17 protein-coding genes and 1 tRNA gene are annotated in these 15,986 nt (G+C 70.8%); 7 read left to right on the plus strand and 11 right to left on the minus strand.

Annotation, left to right across the window (positions count from 1 at the left end; genetic code table 11):
• Window positions 1-37: 37 nt before the first annotated feature.
• The 7 genes from galU to ACFYX3_RS28035 all read left to right on the plus strand — a co-directional run bounded on the left by galU (window position 38) and on the right by ACFYX3_RS28035 (window position 5,355).
• Window positions 38-949 carry a UTP--glucose-1-phosphate uridylyltransferase GalU gene (gene galU / locus ACFYX3_RS28005; RefSeq protein ID WP_359508275.1) on the plus strand — a complete coding sequence of 304 codons (912 nt, stop codon included), beginning with the start codon at window positions 38-40 and terminating at the stop codon, window positions 947-949.
• 4 nt (window positions 950-953) lie between these two features.
• Window positions 954-2,303, plus strand: a complete 1,350-nt coding sequence (gene glp, locus ACFYX3_RS28010; protein ID WP_389018800.1) for a gephyrin-like molybdotransferase Glp — start codon at window positions 954-956, stop codon at window positions 2,301-2,303.
• Between the two features lie 59 nt (window positions 2,304-2,362).
• Window positions 2,363-2,848 carry a cyclic pyranopterin monophosphate synthase MoaC gene (gene moaC / locus ACFYX3_RS28015; RefSeq protein WP_030546596.1) on the plus strand — a complete coding sequence of 162 codons (486 nt, stop codon included), beginning with the start codon at window positions 2,363-2,365 and terminating at the stop codon, window positions 2,846-2,848.
• Between the two features lie 38 nt (window positions 2,849-2,886).
• Window positions 2,887-3,402 carry a molybdenum cofactor biosynthesis protein B gene (locus ACFYX3_RS28020; protein WP_389019231.1) on the plus strand — a complete coding sequence of 172 codons (516 nt, stop codon included), beginning with the start codon at window positions 2,887-2,889 and terminating at the stop codon, window positions 3,400-3,402.
• Complete coding sequence (locus tag ACFYX3_RS28025; RefSeq protein WP_389018805.1) at window positions 3,399-4,010, plus strand: GNAT family N-acetyltransferase; 612 nt, start codon at window positions 3,399-3,401, stop codon at window positions 4,008-4,010. The genes ACFYX3_RS28020 and ACFYX3_RS28025 overlap by 4 nt, the downstream gene beginning before the upstream one ends.
• A gap of 137 nt (window positions 4,011-4,147) precedes the next feature.
• A complete protein-coding gene (gene glpR, locus ACFYX3_RS28030) occupies window positions 4,148-5,185 on the plus strand; it encodes a gephyrin-like molybdotransferase receptor GlpR (protein ID WP_389018809.1) in 1,038 nt (345 codons plus the stop codon).
• Window positions 5,186-5,281: 96 nt separating this feature from the next.
• Window positions 5,282-5,355: transfer RNA gene (locus ACFYX3_RS28035), tRNA-Ala, on the plus strand.
• Window positions 5,356-5,447: 92 nt separating this feature from the next.
• On the opposite strand, the gene ACFYX3_RS28040 is transcribed toward ACFYX3_RS28035, so the two are convergent.
• The 11 genes from ACFYX3_RS28040 to ACFYX3_RS28090 form a co-directional block, all read right to left on the minus strand.
• Window positions 5,448-6,173 carry a class I SAM-dependent methyltransferase gene (locus tag ACFYX3_RS28040; protein ID WP_382659901.1) on the minus strand — a complete coding sequence of 242 codons (726 nt, stop codon included), beginning with the start codon at window positions 6,171-6,173 and terminating at the stop codon, window positions 5,448-5,450.
• A gap of 125 nt (window positions 6,174-6,298) precedes the next feature.
• Complete coding sequence (locus tag ACFYX3_RS28045; RefSeq protein ID WP_382659899.1) at window positions 6,299-6,964, minus strand: O-methyltransferase; 666 nt, start codon at window positions 6,962-6,964, stop codon at window positions 6,299-6,301.
• Between the two features lie 16 nt (window positions 6,965-6,980).
• A complete protein-coding gene (locus ACFYX3_RS28050) occupies window positions 6,981-7,787 on the minus strand; it encodes an aspartyl/asparaginyl beta-hydroxylase domain-containing protein (RefSeq protein WP_382659897.1) in 807 nt (268 codons plus the stop codon).
• 54 nt (window positions 7,788-7,841) lie between these two features.
• Window positions 7,842-8,567 (minus strand): 2OG-Fe(II) oxygenase, encoded by a 726-nt coding sequence (locus ACFYX3_RS28055; RefSeq protein WP_389018814.1) that lies wholly within the window; start codon window positions 8,565-8,567, stop codon window positions 7,842-7,844.
• Between the two features lie 28 nt (window positions 8,568-8,595).
• Entirely contained in the window at window positions 8,596-8,913 is a 318-nt protein-coding gene (locus ACFYX3_RS28060; protein WP_181924611.1) for an acyl carrier protein, read from the minus strand.
• Window positions 8,910-10,217, minus strand: a complete 1,308-nt coding sequence (locus tag ACFYX3_RS28065) for an AMP-binding protein (RefSeq protein WP_389018818.1) — start codon at window positions 10,215-10,217, stop codon at window positions 8,910-8,912. Before ACFYX3_RS28065 ends, ACFYX3_RS28060 begins: the two co-directional genes overlap by 4 nt.
• Window positions 10,210-11,493, minus strand: coding sequence for an MFS transporter (locus tag ACFYX3_RS28070; RefSeq protein WP_389018821.1), 1,284 nt, complete (start codon window positions 11,491-11,493; stop codon window positions 10,210-10,212). Before ACFYX3_RS28070 ends, ACFYX3_RS28065 begins: the two co-directional genes overlap by 8 nt.
• Window positions 11,493-12,494 carry a radical SAM protein gene (locus ACFYX3_RS28075; RefSeq protein WP_389018825.1) on the minus strand — a complete coding sequence of 334 codons (1,002 nt, stop codon included), beginning with the start codon at window positions 12,492-12,494 and terminating at the stop codon, window positions 11,493-11,495. The genes ACFYX3_RS28070 and ACFYX3_RS28075 overlap by 1 nt, the downstream gene beginning before the upstream one ends.
• Window positions 12,488-13,723, minus strand: a complete 1,236-nt coding sequence (locus ACFYX3_RS28080; protein ID WP_389018828.1) for a hypothetical protein — start codon at window positions 13,721-13,723, stop codon at window positions 12,488-12,490. Before ACFYX3_RS28080 ends, ACFYX3_RS28075 begins: the two co-directional genes overlap by 7 nt.
• Window positions 13,720-14,601 (minus strand): hypothetical protein, encoded by an 882-nt coding sequence (locus ACFYX3_RS28085; RefSeq protein WP_389018831.1) that lies wholly within the window; start codon window positions 14,599-14,601, stop codon window positions 13,720-13,722. Before ACFYX3_RS28085 ends, ACFYX3_RS28080 begins: the two co-directional genes overlap by 4 nt.
• Window positions 14,585-15,970, minus strand: coding sequence for a B12-binding domain-containing radical SAM protein (locus ACFYX3_RS28090; RefSeq protein WP_389018834.1), 1,386 nt, complete (start codon window positions 15,968-15,970; stop codon window positions 14,585-14,587). The genes ACFYX3_RS28085 and ACFYX3_RS28090 overlap by 17 nt, the downstream gene beginning before the upstream one ends.
• Window positions 15,971-15,986 lie beyond the last annotated feature (16 nt).

Genomic DNA, 15,986 nt, shown 5'->3' on the forward strand with positions numbered 1-15,986 from the left:
CATCTTCTTCTCATTCCGAACGACTAAGGTGCACGGCATGAATCAGTCGCTCCCCAGGCTCGGTCGGATCAGCAAGGCTGTCATCCCCGCCGCCGGTCTCGGTACCCGCTTCCTCCCGGCGACCAAGGCGACGCCGAAGGAGATGCTGCCGGTCGTCGACAAGCCGGCGATCCAGTACGTCGTCGAGGAGGCCGTTGCGGCCGGGCTCTCGGACGTTCTGATGATCACCGGCCGGAACAAGCGTCCCCTGGAGGACCACTTCGACCGGAACTACGAGCTGGAGGAAGCTCTGAGCCGGAAGGGCGACGCGGCACGCCTCTCCAAGGTCCAGGAGTCCAGCGACCTGGCCACCATGCACTACGTCCGCCAGGGCGCCCCGCGCGGCCTCGGGCACGCCGTGCTCTGCGCGGCCCCGCACGTCGGCGACCAGCCCTTCGCGGTCCTCCTCGGCGACGACCTGATCGACCCGCGCGACCCGCTGCTCTCGCGGATGGTGGAGGTCCAGGAGCGCGAGGGCGGCAGCGTCATCGCCCTCATGGAGGTCGAGCCCTCGCAGATCCACCTCTACGGCTGTGCGGCGGTCGAGCCGACCGCCGACTCGGACGTGGTGAAGGTGACGGATCTGGTCGAGAAGCCGGACCCGGGCGAGGCGCCGAGCAATTACGCGATCATCGGCCGTTATGTACTGGATCCGGCCGTTTTCGACACGCTGCGGGAGACCGAGCCGGGCCGCGGCGGCGAGATCCAGCTGACCGACGCCCTGCAGAAACTCGCCTCGGACGAGAAGATCGGCGGCCCGGTGCACGGCGTCGTGTTCAAGGGTCGCCGCTATGACACCGGTGACCGCGGGGACTATCTGCGTGCCATTGTCAGACTCGCGTGCGAACGTGAAGATCTGGGACCGGACTTCCGGGCCTGGCTCCGGAGATACGTCAGCGAGGAGATGTAGCACCTTGAGCAGCAGCGCGGCACACGATCACGAGCATGACCACGCGGAAGGCGCGCCGGACCCCTGCGCGGGCCCGGCCCGCGGCCTGTGGTCGGTGGACGAGCACCTCGCCGACATCCTCGCGACGGTCTCCCCGCTCGAACCGATCGAGCTGCAACTCCTCGACGCCCAGGGCTGCGTCCTCGTCGAGGACGTGACGGTGCCGGTCGCGCTGCCCCCCTTCGACAACAGCTCCATGGACGGGTACGCGGTCCGGGTCGCCGATGTCACCGGCGCCACCGAGGAGTTCCCGGCCGTCCTCACCGTCATCGGCGACGTCGCCGCGGGCGCCGGCGGCCTGCCCGAGGTCGGCCCCGGCCAGGCCGCCCGGATCATGACCGGCGCCCCGCTGCCGCCCGGCGCCGAGGCCGTCGTCCCCGTCGAGTGGACCGACGGCGGTACGGGCGGGGGCGCGGCCACCGGCATGACCGCCGCAAGCACCGCCCCCGAGGGCGCGGCCGGCGAGGTCCGGGTCCACCGGTCCGCCGAGGCCGGCGCCCATGTCCGCAGGGCGGGCAGCGACGTACGGGCCGGGGAGCTCGCCCTCGCGGCGGGCACGGTCCTCGGGCCGCCGCAGATCGGCCTGCTCGCCGCGATCGGCCGGGGCACCGTGAAGGTCCGCCCCCGCCCCCGGGTGGTCGTCCTGTCCACCGGCAGCGAGCTGGTCCAGCCCGGCGAGCCGCTCGGCGAGGGCCAGATCCACGACTCCAACAGCTTCGCGCTCGCCGCCGCCGCGCGGGACGCCGGCGCCCTGGCGTACCGGGTGGGGGCCGTCGCCGACGACGCCGAGTCGCTGCGCGCCACCATCGAGGACCAGCTCATCCGGGCCGACCTGATCGTGACCACCGGCGGGGTGAGCGTCGGCGCGTACGACGTGGTGAAGGAGGCGCTGACCGCCGACGGCCAGGTCGACTTCCGCAAGCTGGCCATGCAGCCGGGCAAGCCGCAGGGCTTCGGCGCGGTCGGCGCCGAGCAGATCCCGCTGCTCGCCCTGCCGGGCAACCCGGTCTCGTCGTACGTCTCCTTCGAGCTGTTCGTGCGGCCCGCGATCCGCGCGCTGATGGGCGTCGAGGACCTGCAGCGGCCCCGGGTGCGGGCGGTGCTCGACGCGGAGAAGGCCCTGTCGTCGCCGGCCGGCCGCCGCCAGTTCCTGCGCGGCACGTACGACCCTGAGGCGGGCACCGTCACACCCGTGGGCGGTGCCGGCTCCCACCTGATCGCGGCCCTCGCGCACGCGGACTGCCTGCTCGTGGTCCCGGAGGAGACGGAGAGCGTGGAGCCGGGCGCCGAGCTGGAAGTGGTCCTCCTCGGCTGAGGGGGCGACGCTGGGGGTACGGTGTCGTCCTTCACACAGCGACCGGGAGTGTCACGGCCATGAGCACGCAGCAAGGTCTCACCCACATCGACGAGGCGGGCGCGGCCCGCATGGTCGACGTATCGGCGAAGGACGTCACGTCCCGCACCGCGCGCGCCAGCGGGCGGGTCCTCGTCTCGCCGCGCGTGATCGAGCTGCTGCGCGGCGAGGGCGTCCCGAAGGGCGACGCGCTGGCCACCGCCCGCATCGCCGGGATCATGGGCGCCAAGAAGACCCCGGACCTCATCCCGCTCTGCCACCCGCTGGCCGTCTCGGGCGTCACCCTGGACCTGGCGGTCACGGACGACGCGGTCGAGATCCTGGCGACGGTGAAGACCACGGACCGCACGGGCGTCGAGATGGAGGCCCTCACGGCGGTCTCGGTGGCGGCCCTGACCGTCGTCGACATGATCAAGGCGGTCGACAAGGGCGCGGTCATCTCCGACGTGCGGGTGGAGGAGAAGACGGGCGGCAAGTCGGGCCACTGGACGAGGGCCGAGGCGTGACGCGCGCGGGCCGGGTGGCCGGGACGCACGAGGAGCAGGTGGAGCCCGCCCCCGGGGAGATCCCGGCCGAGGCCTGCCGCGCCCTCGTCGTCACCGCCTCCAACCGGGCCTCGGCCGGGGTGTACGAGGACAAGGGCGGTCCGCTGGTCGCCGAGGGCCTGACCCGGATGCGGTTCGCCGTGGACGGCCCGCAGGTCGTCCCGGACGGGGCGCCGGTCGAGGCGGCCCTGCGCGCCGGGGTCGACGCCGGGTACGACGTGATCGTCACCACCGGCGGCACGGGCATCTCGCCCACCGACGAGACCCCCGAGGCGACCCGCCGGGTCCTGGAGCGGGAGATCCCCGGCATCCCGGAGGCCATCCGCGCGTACGGCCGCGAGAAGGTCCCGACGGCGGCGCTCTCGCGCGGTCTGGCCGGGGTCGCGGGCGGCACGCTGATCGTGAACCTGCCGGGGTCCCCGGGCGGCGTGAAGGACGGGCTCGCCGTCCTGGAGCCGCTGCTCCGCCACGCCGTCGACCAGATCCGCGGCGGCGACCACCCGAGAGCGTCGTGATCCCCTCCTGGCCGGTGGTGCTCGTCGACGGCGAGGTGCTGCTCCGACCGATAAAGATGCGCGACCAGGCGGTCTGGCGCGAGGTGAACCGGCGCAACCGCGAATGGCTGCGGCCCTGGGAGGCCACGGTTCCGCCGGCGCCTCCGGGCGCGCCGGTAGCCCAGCGGCCCACGTACCGTCAGATGGTGCGCCATCTGCGGTCGGAGGCGAACGCCGGGCGGATGCTGCCGTTCGTGATCGAGTACCGGGGGCGTCTCGTCGGCCAGTTGACGGTGGCCGGGATCACCTGGGGTTCGATGTGCTCGGGGCACGTGGGGTACTGGGTGGACAGCGAGGTGGCCGGGCGCGGGGTGATGCCGACGGCGGTCGCGCTCGCCGTCGACCACTGCTTCCGGGTGGTCGGGCTGCACCGCATGGAGGTGTGCATCCGCCCGGAGAACGGGCCGTCGCGCCGGGTGGTGGAGAAGCTCGGTTTCCGCGAGGAGGGGCTGCGGCCCCGGTATCTCCACATCGACGGCGCGTGGCGGGACCATCTGGTGTTCGCGCTGACGGCGGAGGAGGTGCCGGAAGGGCTGCTGAGGCGCTGGCACCAATCAAGAATGCAATAAGTGTTCGAATTAAATCGCCAGTTGGCGGTCAATCGATCTGAACAATCACAAAAAAGTTCAGTGATATCAGCCAGATCGTGCGACACACCGGGCCAATTGGCCGATGCGTGTTACGGAACCCCTCTACCGTGTGAGGCGTGAGCAGCAGCGGCCTCATCTACGCAGTCATCGTCGGGGCCTGGGCCGCCTACTTGGTGCCGATGTGGCTCCGCAGGCAGGACGAGCTGAACGAAGCCCGTCCGACGGAACGCTTCAGCACCGCCATCCGGCTGCTTTCCGGACGGGCGGGCATGGAGCGCCGGTACGCCAAGGAGCTCAAGGAGCGGGACCTTGCGGCGGAGGGACCGACGCCCGACGTGGACCCGGACGCGGAGACCGAGCATCTGAGCTCGGTCGACGTCCGGGCCTTCTCCGCGCCCGCGGCCAGGACGGAGGCGCGCCTGGAACTCCCGGCGCCCGAGCCGGAACCGGCACCGGGCCCCGCGCCGGCCCGCCAGGCCGCGGGCGGCGCCGCCGAGCGCGCCCGGCGCGGCAAGGTCCTCGCACGGCGCCGCCGGACCACGACGCTCCTCTTCGCCGCCTTCACCCTCGGCGCGGTCGTCGCGGCCGTCGGCGGTGTCGCCTTCCTGTGGGCCCCGGCGGTCCCCGCGCTGCTCCTCAGCACGTACATCGTGCACCTGCGCGTCCAGGAGCGCCGGCGCTTCGTGTACGTCATGGACCGGCGCCGCGCCGAAGCGGCCGCCGCCCGGCTGCGCGAGAGCCGCCGCCCGGTCCCGACCCCGGAGCCGGAGGCCGACCAGGCTCCCGTGGTCCCGGCGGTCTCCCCGCAGGAGGCGGACCGGCGCGCCCTCGTCGAGCAGACCGACCACGCCGAGTGGGTGGACCAGCAGCGTGAGCGTGGCCCGGCCCGCGGCGACAGCTGGGACCCGGTCCCGGTGCCGCTCCCCACGTACGTCACCGCCCCGGTCGCCCCGCGCGCCACGAGCGGCATCGACATCACGGACCCGGAGACCTGGAGCGCGGCCCGCTCCTCCACGGCGGCGGACCCGACCCCCGCGCCGGCCCCGGCGCCCCGCCAGCGCACCACCCCGCCGCGCCGCGGCCGCGAACACGGCCGCACCCCGCTCTTCGATCAGTACGCGGACGACGACCGCCCTCGCGCGGCCAACGAATGACCCCCGGCCGGGGGTCCGCGACGGTCCCCGGCTGACCTGCGGAGGAAGCGATTTTTGTTCTTCCCCGGAGGGATGCTAATGTTTCACACGTCGCAAGGGCCTGTGGCGCAGTCTGGTAGCGCACCTCGTTCGCATCGAGGGGGTCTGGGGTTCAAATCCCCACAGGTCCACAGACGACTGTTCTTGAGTAGCTCTCAGGGACGTTGACGAGATCCCGTCCGATCGCAAGATCGGGCGGGATCTTCGTCGTTCCGGGGTGCCGTCACAGCGGGCGCTGGAAGAGTCCGGTGTTCAGGAGCGACACACCGAAGAGCGGGGAGTCGGGCGACTGCCTCGTCATGGCGCGCAGCTCGACCGCGGTGAAGGCGGGGAAGAGGCCGCGCAGGTCGTCGAGGGTGTAGGCCAGTCCGCCGTCCAGGCTGCGGGTGCGGTAGAACTCCTCGTCGGGCAGTTTCGAACCCGTCGCTCCCGAGGCGAAGCACGCGAGACCGAAGTGGCCGCCCGGGGCGAGCGCCCGTTCCAGCAGGGCCAGGTAGCTGACACGGCGGTGCGGCGGCAGGTGGTGCAGGCAGCCGGAGTCGTAGATCAGGTCGTAGCGGCCGGGCGGCAGGTCGACGGTGAAGATGTCACCGCAGTGGAAGCGGACGTCCACGCCGGCTTCTCCGGCCCTCTCCCGGCCCCAGGTCACCGCGGTGCGGGAAAGGTCGACCGCGTCCACCTCGTAGCCCTGGGCGGCGAGGAAGACGGCGTTGCGCCCCGGCCCGCAGCCCAGGTCCAGGGCCCGGCCGGGTGTGATGAGGCCGCGTTCCAGGTACGAGGCCAGGTTCTCGTCCGGCTTGTCGACGAAGAACGGGATGTCCCGGGAACGGTTGGCGTAGAACTCGTCCCACCAGTCGCAGGATCCGTCCGTCCAGCGGTCCGTCTCCGCGGTGAACAGCCGATCCAACATGTGCAGGACGTCGTCCACCGTGCGGATATCACGGGTCACTGCAATTTCCTCCTCTTCGGTCACGCCCGTTGATCGGCGTGACTCCTTGGTGTCCCGTCGTCGCGGGCCCACGGGGCGCCTCCCGACGAACCGGTCGGGAGGCACCCGGAGGCCCCGTGCGACTGTCAGCTCATCCGGATGACGAGCATGCCGTCGTGCCCTCGGTGGCCCACCGTCTGGAAGACGACTCCGTCGACCCGGTCGGAGCTGCTGACCAGCTCGAGCACCCGCTGGGTGGCGCGGACGGCGCCGTTCGACGTCTCCAGGTCCCGGACCTCGCCGGCCCTCACGACGTTGTCGAAGACGATGACGCTGCCGGAGCGGCCGAGGCGCAGGCAGCTCTCGAAGTAGGTCACGTTGTTGTGCTGGTCGGCGTCGATGAAGAAGAAGTCGAAGGGCTCGGCCTTCTCCTCCGCGAGCTGTGCCAGCTGTTCGGCGGCATTGCCCACGCGGACCTCGACGCGGTCGTCGAGCCCGGCCGCCTTGAGGTTGTCCGCGGCGACCACGGCGTGCACCGGATTGTTCTCGATGGTCACCATGCGGCCGCCCGGAGGCAGCGTCTTGGCCAGCCACAGGGCGCTGTAGCCGCCGAGGCTTCCCACCTCGAGGATCCGCCGGGCGCCGGCTATCCGCGCCAGCAGGCTGATCTGCTTGCCCTGGAGCGCGGAGACGTTGATGATCGGCAGGTCCGCCTGCTCGCTGACGTCCAGCGCGCGGGCGAGGTCGGGGTCGGGCGCACACAGCACGCCACTGAGGAAGTCCTCGGTCTCGGACCAGGTGTCGACAGCCATGACAGAAACAGTTCTCCTAAGCGGCGAGGGAAGTCGGGCCGGGGGACGAGGCGTCCATCTGGTGCGTCCAGAAGTGCCGTGCGTACATGCGCCGCCAGACGCCCATCATGTGCGTGAGGGCCTCGATCTCCGGCGGGGTGAGATCCGGGTGCCAGAAGTCGAAGAGCAGCACCGTCCGGCGCTCCTCGCCCTCGTTCCACACCTCGTGGTCGTAGGAGTCGTCGAAGACGAACGCCTTGCCCTGCCGCCAGGCGCGCGCCTCCGAGGCGACCCGGATGCGGGAGCCCTCGGTCGCCACCAGGGAGAGGTGGCAGCGCAGGTGGGCATTGCTGAAGCCGGAGTGCGGGCGGATGTGCGTACCTCCCAAGATGGTCGAGAAGTACGTCATGCCGCTGTCGGTGGCGCCGTGGATGGCCGAGAGCGTCTTCAGCGTGTTCGGGAACGCGGAGACGTTCTTGGCGTACGGCCGGCCGATGCACGACAGGTACAGCGCGCGCCACTTGCCGTCCTCGGCCAGCCCCGTGGGATGCGACACGGCGCCGTCGAGGTTGACGCCCAGGGCCTGCAGCTCCGCGAGGATCGCGGGAGCGGCGGCCTCCAGCTCGTCGAGCCAGGGGAAGTCCTCACGGCTCCACCACGGTCGGGCCGTGAGACCGGGGAAGTAGATCTCCGGTGTCTGCAGACCGCCCACCTCGGCGACCCGCCCCTCGGCGGTGATCTCCAGTCCCTCTCTGATGCGCTCGACCTGCGCGGGGTCGACCTTCCCCTGTGCGAGCCACCGGTCGAACTCCCGGGGGCCTTCGGTGATCCACAGTTCTTCCATGTTCCTCTTTCCAATCCGGCGAGAGAAGCCAGCACGCTTGAGTGCTCGGGGGTCCTAGTCGGAACCGAGCAAGGACGTCAGCCGGTCCACGGACCGCTTTCCGGGCTCGGGAGCGGCGCCGGCGACGAAGCCGGTCATCGTCTGCCGCAGGGTCGTCCCCGCCGTCGGGTCCACCCGGTTGATGCAGTGGATGGTGCCCTCCTGGACGAGGACCAGTCGGTTCGGCTTGGGCACGATGGCCGTCAGGGCGTGGGAGGCCTGGCTCGCCTTCGCTTCGACGGCCTCCATCGCGGACATGCCGGTCGTGTCGACGTCGACGGTGTCGGGATCGGCGTCCAGGATGACCAGTTCGCCGGCCCAGGACGCCTTCCACTCCTCGTGGAGGAAGAAGACGAACTCCCCCAGCCGGCCGGTCGCCACATCGTTGTGCCAGCCCAGTCGGCTTCCCGCGGGGTACCGCCAGAAGCTGAAGCCGACCGCGGACCAGTCCTCCCCGGGCGCGCCGAACATGTCCGGATGCGCGCCGAGTTCCCCGAGGATCGTCCGGAAGGCGGCGGGCTGCGCGTCCTGCTCCCGCGACTCGGCCGTCGGCGTCCCGGTGTCCTGCCGGAGCACGGCCCCACGGGAGCGGAAGGCGCGCCCGTCCGTCTCCGGATAGATGACGCTGGCGACTTCTTCGAACTGTCTGCGCTGCATCACCGAACGGATCTCGGCGAGTTCGTCCGGCGGCAGGAAGTCATCGATGACCCGGTACCGTGCGCCACTGGCGACGATGTTCATGAATACTCGTCCTTTCTCTCTGTCCGACTCAGCGCCCTGCGCGCCGACAGTCCGCGAGTGCACGTGCCAGACCGAGGACCGTGCGCGATTCGGGAGACACGGCCACCGCGTCGGGCAGGAGGACGTCGAAGCGCTCTTCGAGCACCGTGAGCACCTCCAGCCAGGTCAGGGAGTCGAGACCGAGCTCCGCGGGCGATCTCAGCAGCGTGTCCTCGTCCGCCGTGTGCAGGCACCGCAGCCGGGCCAGTACGGCATCGTCGACCCCGGCGTTCCCGGCCGCGGAGACGATCGCGTCCATCACCGCCGTCAACCCGTCACGGGAATCCGACAGCAGCTGTTCAGTCATTTCGCCCTGATCCATTCCGTGAGCGCAGTACGGTCCAGCTTTCCGATGGCGGTCCGCGGGAATTCTGCGAAGATCCTCAACCGTGGTGCGAAACCGGGCGGAACGCTCGCGTACAGCGCGTTCTCCACGGTCTCTCGCGAGGGCGGCCGTCCGGACACCACCGCGTAGACGTCCTCGAACTCCGCGTCGCCGGCCCGGGGGAGGACCAGGAACTCGACCTCCTCCACGCCCTCCACCTCGCCGACGGCGGTCCGGACCGAGGAGACGTCCACGAACTTCCCGTTGGCGCGTACGGCTCCGGGCTCGCGCCCGACGAACCACACCTGACCCGAGGCGTCGCGCTCGACGACGTCCCCGGTCCGCCACAGGAGCGAGTCGCGTACGGGCTCGTGCGCGTAACCCCAGACGGGAGTCGCCGTGCGCACGAGCAGCTCGCCGCGGGATCCCGGATCCGGGCCGACGATCCCGACGGCGGGGATCGGCTGCCCGAGCCCGCGGGACCCGATGAACATCCCTCCGGTCTCGCTCGACCCGTACCCGCGGGTGATCGGGACTCCGAAGCGGGCCACGCAGGCGGCGTCCAGCTCGTCCGAGACGGTGCCGGCACCGACCAGGACCGCCCGCGGCCGGGAGTCACCCGTGCGCCGGGTCTTCGTCAGCAGCCGCAGCAGGGCGGGAGTGATGGCCAGCTTGCCGCTCGCGCCCCCGTCCAGGTCGCGGGCCACGGCCGAGGCCGTCGTGAACGGACGGGCGTCGACCCGGCATCCGGACAGGAGCGCGGAGAGCGCCACCCCGGAACCGAAGGAGTGCGCCACCGGTACCGGGATCCTCACCGTGTCCTCGGCGCCCAGTCCCATGCCTCCGCGGTAGCCGACGTGCTCGGCGCGGAGGCTCTCGACACTGCGCCTCGCGAGTCTGGGCTCGCCGGTGGACCCGGACGTCTCGTGCAGCAGACCGAGACCGGCGGGGACCGGCAGGGTCGCGCCGGCGAGCCGTTCCACCGTGATCTCCTCGGCGGACCCGGGAGTGACGGTGAAGGACGCGCCGTGCGCCGTGAACGTCTCCGGCGCGCGGGGTGTCACCCACGCGGCGGCGCCGGTGCTCCAGCACGCGACCACGGCTGCCAGGAGCGTCTCCGGCGCGAGACCGGAGAACACGAGCAGGTCGCCGTCCGTGACACCTGCCTTCCGGTACTGCTCGGCGCACCGCGTGACGCGGCTCGCGGTGGCCTCGGGGAGCGCCTCGCCGATCCGTCCTCCGGACGAGAGGACGGCTTCGGCCAGTCCGCGCCGGGCCTCAGACACCGGAATCGGGGGCCGGCGTCGAGGAACGGATCAGCCGGTCCATCCCGATGATGGGAAGAGCCGTCAGGAAGGCACCCACCACACCGATCCACAGGCAGGGCACGACGCCGATGCGCGAGCCGAGCCAGCCGGCGAGGATCGACGCCACGGGCATGCTTCCCCACACCACGAAGCGGATCGACGCGGTCATCCGGGCCAGCATGTCCTTGGGGCAGACCCGCTGCCGCACACTCACCTGCGCGATGTTGAAGGTCACCGCACCCCAGGTCATTCCGAACTGGCCGAGGACGAGCAGGACGACCGGGACCACGAAGGCGGACCCGTCCAGGGATCCGGCCACGGGGAACGCCGCCATGGAGACACCCGCGAGGAGGAGGCCGACCGCCATGACCCTGCCCGCCTCGAAGCGGGCACGGACCTTCGGGAGGGTGAACGCGGCCAGCAGACCACCGAGCGTGCCGACGCCGAGGACGACCCCCATGACCGTGGAGCCGAGGCCCAGCGTCCTCAGGACGAGCAGGGGCGTCAGCGTCATGGCGATGGTGGCGAAGAAGTTCGACACCCCCACCGAGACCAGCAGCCGCCGCAGTACCGCGTTGCCCACGACGAACCGGACGCCGGCCAGGATGTCCTGCGTCAGCCGGGACTCCTCTCCCGCCTTCTCGCGGCGGGACGGTTCGGAGTCCTTGACCGTCGCCAGGAGACCGGCGCACACCACGTAGGCCACCGCGTCGACGGCGATCACCACGGGCGCGCTCACGGCCTTGAGGAGGAGTCCCGCCGCGGCCGGCCCGCCGGCCGCGGAGATCTGGGCCGACGACTCCAGCCTGGCGTTCGCCCGTTCGATGTCCTTGTCGGAGACGATGAACGGCACGTACGACTGGTACGCGACGTCGAAGAAGACCGAGGCGACACCGACGATCACCGCGACCGCGTACAGCCACCCGAGCGAGAGCCGGTCGAAGGCCCACAGCGCGGGGATGGCGGCCAGCACGACGGCTCGCACCACGGCCGCCCTGATCATGGTGGTCCGCTTCGGTCGGCGGTCGACCCACGCACCGGCCGGCAGACCGATCAGCAGATAGCACACGGTGAGCGCGGCGGTCAGGTATCCGACCTCCTCCGCCCCGGCGTGGAGGGTCTCGATCGCGACCACGGGCAGGGCCAGCAACCCGAAGCGCTGACCGGCCTGCGACGCGGTCTGCGCGGTCCAGAACCGCAGGAACCGGCCGGTGCTCACGTCCGACACGGCGGCGTCGGACACGGAGACGCTCATCAGGCCGCCACCCCGCTCGTCAGGGGCTGCTCGATGAACCTCGATCCGCCCAGCTCGAGCCCGGAGGACCGGACGAGCCCCCGCACGTGATCGAGAGTGACGACGAAGCGGTCCTTCCCGTAGATCAGGTAGCGCTTCTGGTCGGCGGCGCTGGAGAAGTTGACGGTCATCACGTTGGCGCCGGCGTCCAGGCCGCGTGACTGACCGCCGCTTCCGACCCGCTCCAGGGCGCTGACCGACGGGATCAGCAACTGCGGGTAGCACAGCCGGAGAAGGGCGATGACGTTGAGCGCCAGCTCGTTGTCCCCGATCGGCGCGATGCTCATCGGCGTGTTCGGAGCCGGGATGAAGGGGCTCACGCTGCACATGTCCACACCGAGCTCACCCGCCAGCTCGATGTCGTCGATGATGCTGTCCAGCGACTGGCCCGGCAGGCTGGAGATCAGCCCCGTGCCGACCTTGAAGCCCACCTCCTGGAGGTCCCGCATGCACCGCAGGCGTGACTCCAGGGTCTCGTGCCGAAGGCTGAGGTGGAGTTCGGGGTCGCTCGTCTCGTGCTTGAGGATGTAGCTCGTCGCGCCCACGGCCTTCAGCCGCTCGTACTGGGCCCGCTTGAGGTTGCCGACGTTCAGCAGGATCTCGACCCGGTCGTCGTACAGCGCCCGGATCCGCGGTATCACCTCCTCCAGGAGCGGCATCAGCGCCGGCGTCTCGCCGCCCTGGAGCAGGATGACGTCGATCCCGTTGTCCCGGATCAGTCCGGCCAGCTCGACGATCTTGTCCGCGGCCAGGAAGTAGGTGTCGTTCTCGCGTACGTTGTCACGACGCATCGGGCAGTAGTCGCAGTTCACCCGGCAGACGTTGGTCAGCTCGATGACACCGCGCAGCACGACGGCCGCACCGAAGTGCTCGTTCCGTGCCCGCCGGCTCTCCGCGAACAGCTGCTCCTGCTCAGGGCCGCGTGCCAGCAGCAGACGGCGCATTTCATCACGGCTCAGCAAGACGAACCTTCTTCCTCACGAATCTCGGGCACTGCCATGTCGACGACCATCTGCGCCATGCGGCCGGGGTCGGCATCCGCCTCTCCGTACGTGGAGATCGCATCGACCAGGGACGGGCGGAAATCTATTTCTCGGGACCTGTCGTTGACCGTCACCAGCACCCGGCCGTGATCCACCAGCCGGTCACTGAGGAGGAGACGCAGCCGCGAGCAGCCGGACGCACGGACGACCAGGTGCGTACGGTCCACCGCACGGGCGTCCACGGTCGCCGTGCTCCCGGGGTGGAGATCGTCCATCTCCACCCAGTGGGCCCGGCCGTGCGCCCTCTCACGGGCACGGTGCCGGACCTGTCCGGGCCACGGCGTTCTCCTCGCGGCGCCGAAGCACCGGACGATCTCGTCGAACTGCGGATTCCCCGGCTCGATCCCCATCGTGCTCAGCTTGTGTTCTCCGTCCGGCACTTCGACGAACGAGATGCCCTGATGGCCTCGGCCCCGCAGATGCGTCACGGCATCACGGGCGAGGACGAGGGGGATCTGCTGATCCCGCACTCCGTGCACCACCGCCAGCGGCACGCCCAGGACATTGGGCAGCAGCTCACGCATCGTGTTGTCGGGCCCGAACATCTCCCAGATCGAGGGTGCGCCGTTGACGGACGCGGCCATGGCGAGGCAGTCCCAGCGGCGTGACGCCATGCCCCAGGTCGCGATGCCCCCCATGGAGGCCCCCACCAGAGCGCAGCGGTTCACGTCCACGGCCAGGTGTTCACGGGCCCAGCGCAGTGCCCGCACCGGGAAGTCGCCCGGCTCCGTCGTCCACCGGGCCTCCTTGAACCGGCTTCCGAAGATCCCGGCCACGTCGAAGTTGCTGCTCGCCCCGAACGGTTGAAGCGCGGTCGGGCACAGCAGGACCGCGCCGCAGGCGTCGGCGAGCGGCCGGAGGTGGTCCCGGAGCGCCGCCCCGGAACTCCCGACGCCGTGCAGGCCCACGATCAGGCCCGGGGGGCGCCCGTCCCGACGCGACGGCACGTACAGCTCGGCCTCGGTCGGCCGCCCCCAGGCGTCCAGCAGCTCCACGGTCTCCGACCGGGCGGCCTCACCCGCGTCGGCGGTCGAGAACAGCAGCCGCTCGAGACCTCGCGGGTCGAGTCCTTGCCGCCGGAACAGCTCCGCCGCCGCCTCGGGGCTCTCGTCCAGGCAGGCGCGCCGGGCTTCCTGTGCTCCGATCACGGCGTCCTCGGCTCGGTCGCCGCCGGGCGGACCGGCGTACCCGAGGGTTCCGCGCCCGCGAAGGACACCAGGCCCAGAGCGACCGGGGAACGGCTCAGCCGCCGCGCCCCCAGGCCGGCCATCGCCAGCGCGGCCGGGATGTCCGCCGCCTCGACCACCACCTCGGCGGCGGTCGCGCCGACCGACACCGCGGTGCCCTCGACGGCTGCCAGGAATCCGCCCAGGTCGGCCATGGAGCGGCACGGGTTGCCGCTCAGGACGAGTCGTGAGCGGTCGAGGACCCAGGCGAGCCGGGTGCCGGCGGAGGGACCCCGCGGGACACCGAGCAGTTCCCGGACCATGGGAGCCGCTTCGTCCCCGCCCGGAACGACGAGCGTGCCGGACGCGCGCGGGGGCGTCCCGGTCGGACGCTCCGCGCCGGAGGCGTACGGCAGCCGGACGAGATAGCGGTGCAGGAGCGGGCCGACGGGACGCAGCCGCAGCCTGCCGGCCAGACGCGCCTCGGGCTTGTTCGGCTCCACCCAGGCGGCGACACCCTCGTATCCGGCCTCCCGGGCCCAGTCCCGGATGGCGAACGCCGCGCCGAGCGCGGCCCCCGACCCTCGGAACCCGTCGTCGACGAAGACGCCCTTCAGCAGCAGGTGCCGGTGCCAGCGCATGGCCCGGTGCACCGCCGCCAGGGTTCCGTCCGGGGTGAACAGGCCCATCCAGCAGTAGTCCGCCCCGGCCGCCAGCTCCCGGCGGATGACGTCGGCGTCGACGTCGTCGAACGGGCAGAGCCGCAGAGCCGCGTCGACCTCTCCGTCGTGCAGGCGGCGGGCCGTCAGTCCTCCCGTACGCGGGATCGGGAGGGGCGCGACATCAGTCTCCGCAGCCACTGCCACCGCCTCCTCCCACCGAGGCCAGGGCGAGGTAGGTCCTTCCCGGGGGCGCGACCGCGGGCATCGCCTCTGTTCTCGCCATCTTGCGCGCGGCCGCACGGCCGGCCATCAGGTTCATCATGAGTTGGGGGGTGATGAATCGGGAGTCCAGGTCCTGGATGATCCAGTTGAACACGTCGAGATCGAAGGGATAGAAGACGGGGTAGAGCAATTGGTCGTCGTCCGCTTCGAGTTGCTTCGCGAGGTTGGTCTCGGGCAGGACCCGATAGCCGACGTGCATCACGAGTTCGTCGTCGCGGAGGTTCTCGTTGATGAATCGGGCGCTGTTCCGGACCGACTCCCTGTTCTCGCCGGGGCCGCCGAACACGACGTTCACCTTCACCGGAAGGTCGTTCTTGCGGCTGCGTTCCAGGAATCGGGAAACATGCCGGGTCGAGAAGGACTTGCCCAGGTTGCGCATCATGGTGTCGTCGAGGCTGTCGGGTGACACCACGACGGCTTCCACTCCGCTGTCCTGGAGCATTTCGCCGAATTCGTCGTCGAAGGGCTTCGGCGTGAAGTACGCCGACCAGGTCAGGCCGTCCAGGGCGAGATCCTTGACGAGCTGGACGACTTCCTTGGCGAACCGCAGTTCGCTGTTGAAGATGCCGTCCGTGAAGAAGATGCGCCGGAATCCCGCACGGTGGATTCCGCGGATCTCGTCCGCCAGGACGTCCAGCGGCTTGAGGTCTCCGGCGTTGTCTCCTTCGATGTACGCGTACGGGCAGTACCCGCAGGTCTGGTAACAGGTCTTCCGTCGGGTCTCCACGCCGATCATCGCCTGGTGCGCGTTCGTGTACGCCGCCATGAGCGAGGCCGGGTGGCTCAGGGTGTCGGTGAGGAATCCGCAGTGCCGCCGTCCCTGGAGGACGCCGCCTCTCCCCTTGAAGGACCGCGGGTCCGTCGCGATGTCGAGCATGACCTGCTCACCCGGGCCGATGACGCCCACGTCGAGCCCGAGCCTGTCGACGAGCGTGTCGCCGAACAGGCTGAAGCCCGGCCCGCCCCCGACCAGCACCGGGTCGAGCCCACGCCGGCCGAGCTCGGCCCGCACGCGCTTCGCGAAGGAGACGTACTCGTCGACATGGGTGCTGCAGGTGATGTCGATGGGGTCGATGTTCCGGATGGTGAACCCGATGACGTCCCATGCGTCACCGAGCCACTCGAGGTCGGTCAGACCGGCCGGCTCGGCGACGAAGTCCATGAGTCGCGTCACGTGGCCCGCGCGGTCCAGGGCGTCCTGGACGCACCGGACACCGATGGGGAATATGGGTTGATTCCCGTCCATGGGAAGGCTGGCCAGGTTGACCAGCAGCACGCGTGACATACAAAACCTCTTCACC

Origin of the sequence: Streptomyces sp. NPDC002463, assembly GCF_042889835.1 — a bacterium.
Taxonomy (GTDB): domain Bacteria; phylum Actinomycetota; class Actinomycetes; order Streptomycetales; family Streptomycetaceae; genus Streptomyces; species Streptomyces nymphaeiformis.

Coding starts and splice junctions, on each gene's coding strand:
- galU (WP_359508275.1), top strand. CDS start 38: ATGAATCAGTCGCTCCCCAGGCTCGGTCGGATCAGCAAGGCTGTCATC.
- moaC (WP_030546596.1), top strand. CDS start 2,363: ATGAGCACGCAGCAAGGTCTCACCCACATCGACGAGGCGGGCGCGGCC.
- ACFYX3_RS28045 (WP_382659899.1), bottom strand. CDS start 6,964: ATGGCTGTCGACACCTGGTCCGAGACCGAGGACTTCCTCAGTGGCGTG.
- ACFYX3_RS28050 (WP_382659897.1), bottom strand. CDS start 7,787: ATGGAAGAACTGTGGATCACCGAAGGCCCCCGGGAGTTCGACCGGTGG.
- ACFYX3_RS28055 (WP_389018814.1), bottom strand. CDS start 8,567: ATGAACATCGTCGCCAGTGGCGCACGGTACCGGGTCATCGATGACTTC.
- ACFYX3_RS28060 (WP_181924611.1), bottom strand. CDS start 8,913: ATGACTGAACAGCTGCTGTCGGATTCCCGTGACGGGTTGACGGCGGTG.
- ACFYX3_RS28070 (WP_389018821.1), bottom strand. CDS start 11,493: ATGAGCGTCTCCGTGTCCGACGCCGCCGTGTCGGACGTGAGCACCGGC.
- ACFYX3_RS28090 (WP_389018834.1), bottom strand. CDS start 15,970: ATGTCACGCGTGCTGCTGGTCAACCTGGCCAGCCTTCCCATGGACGGG.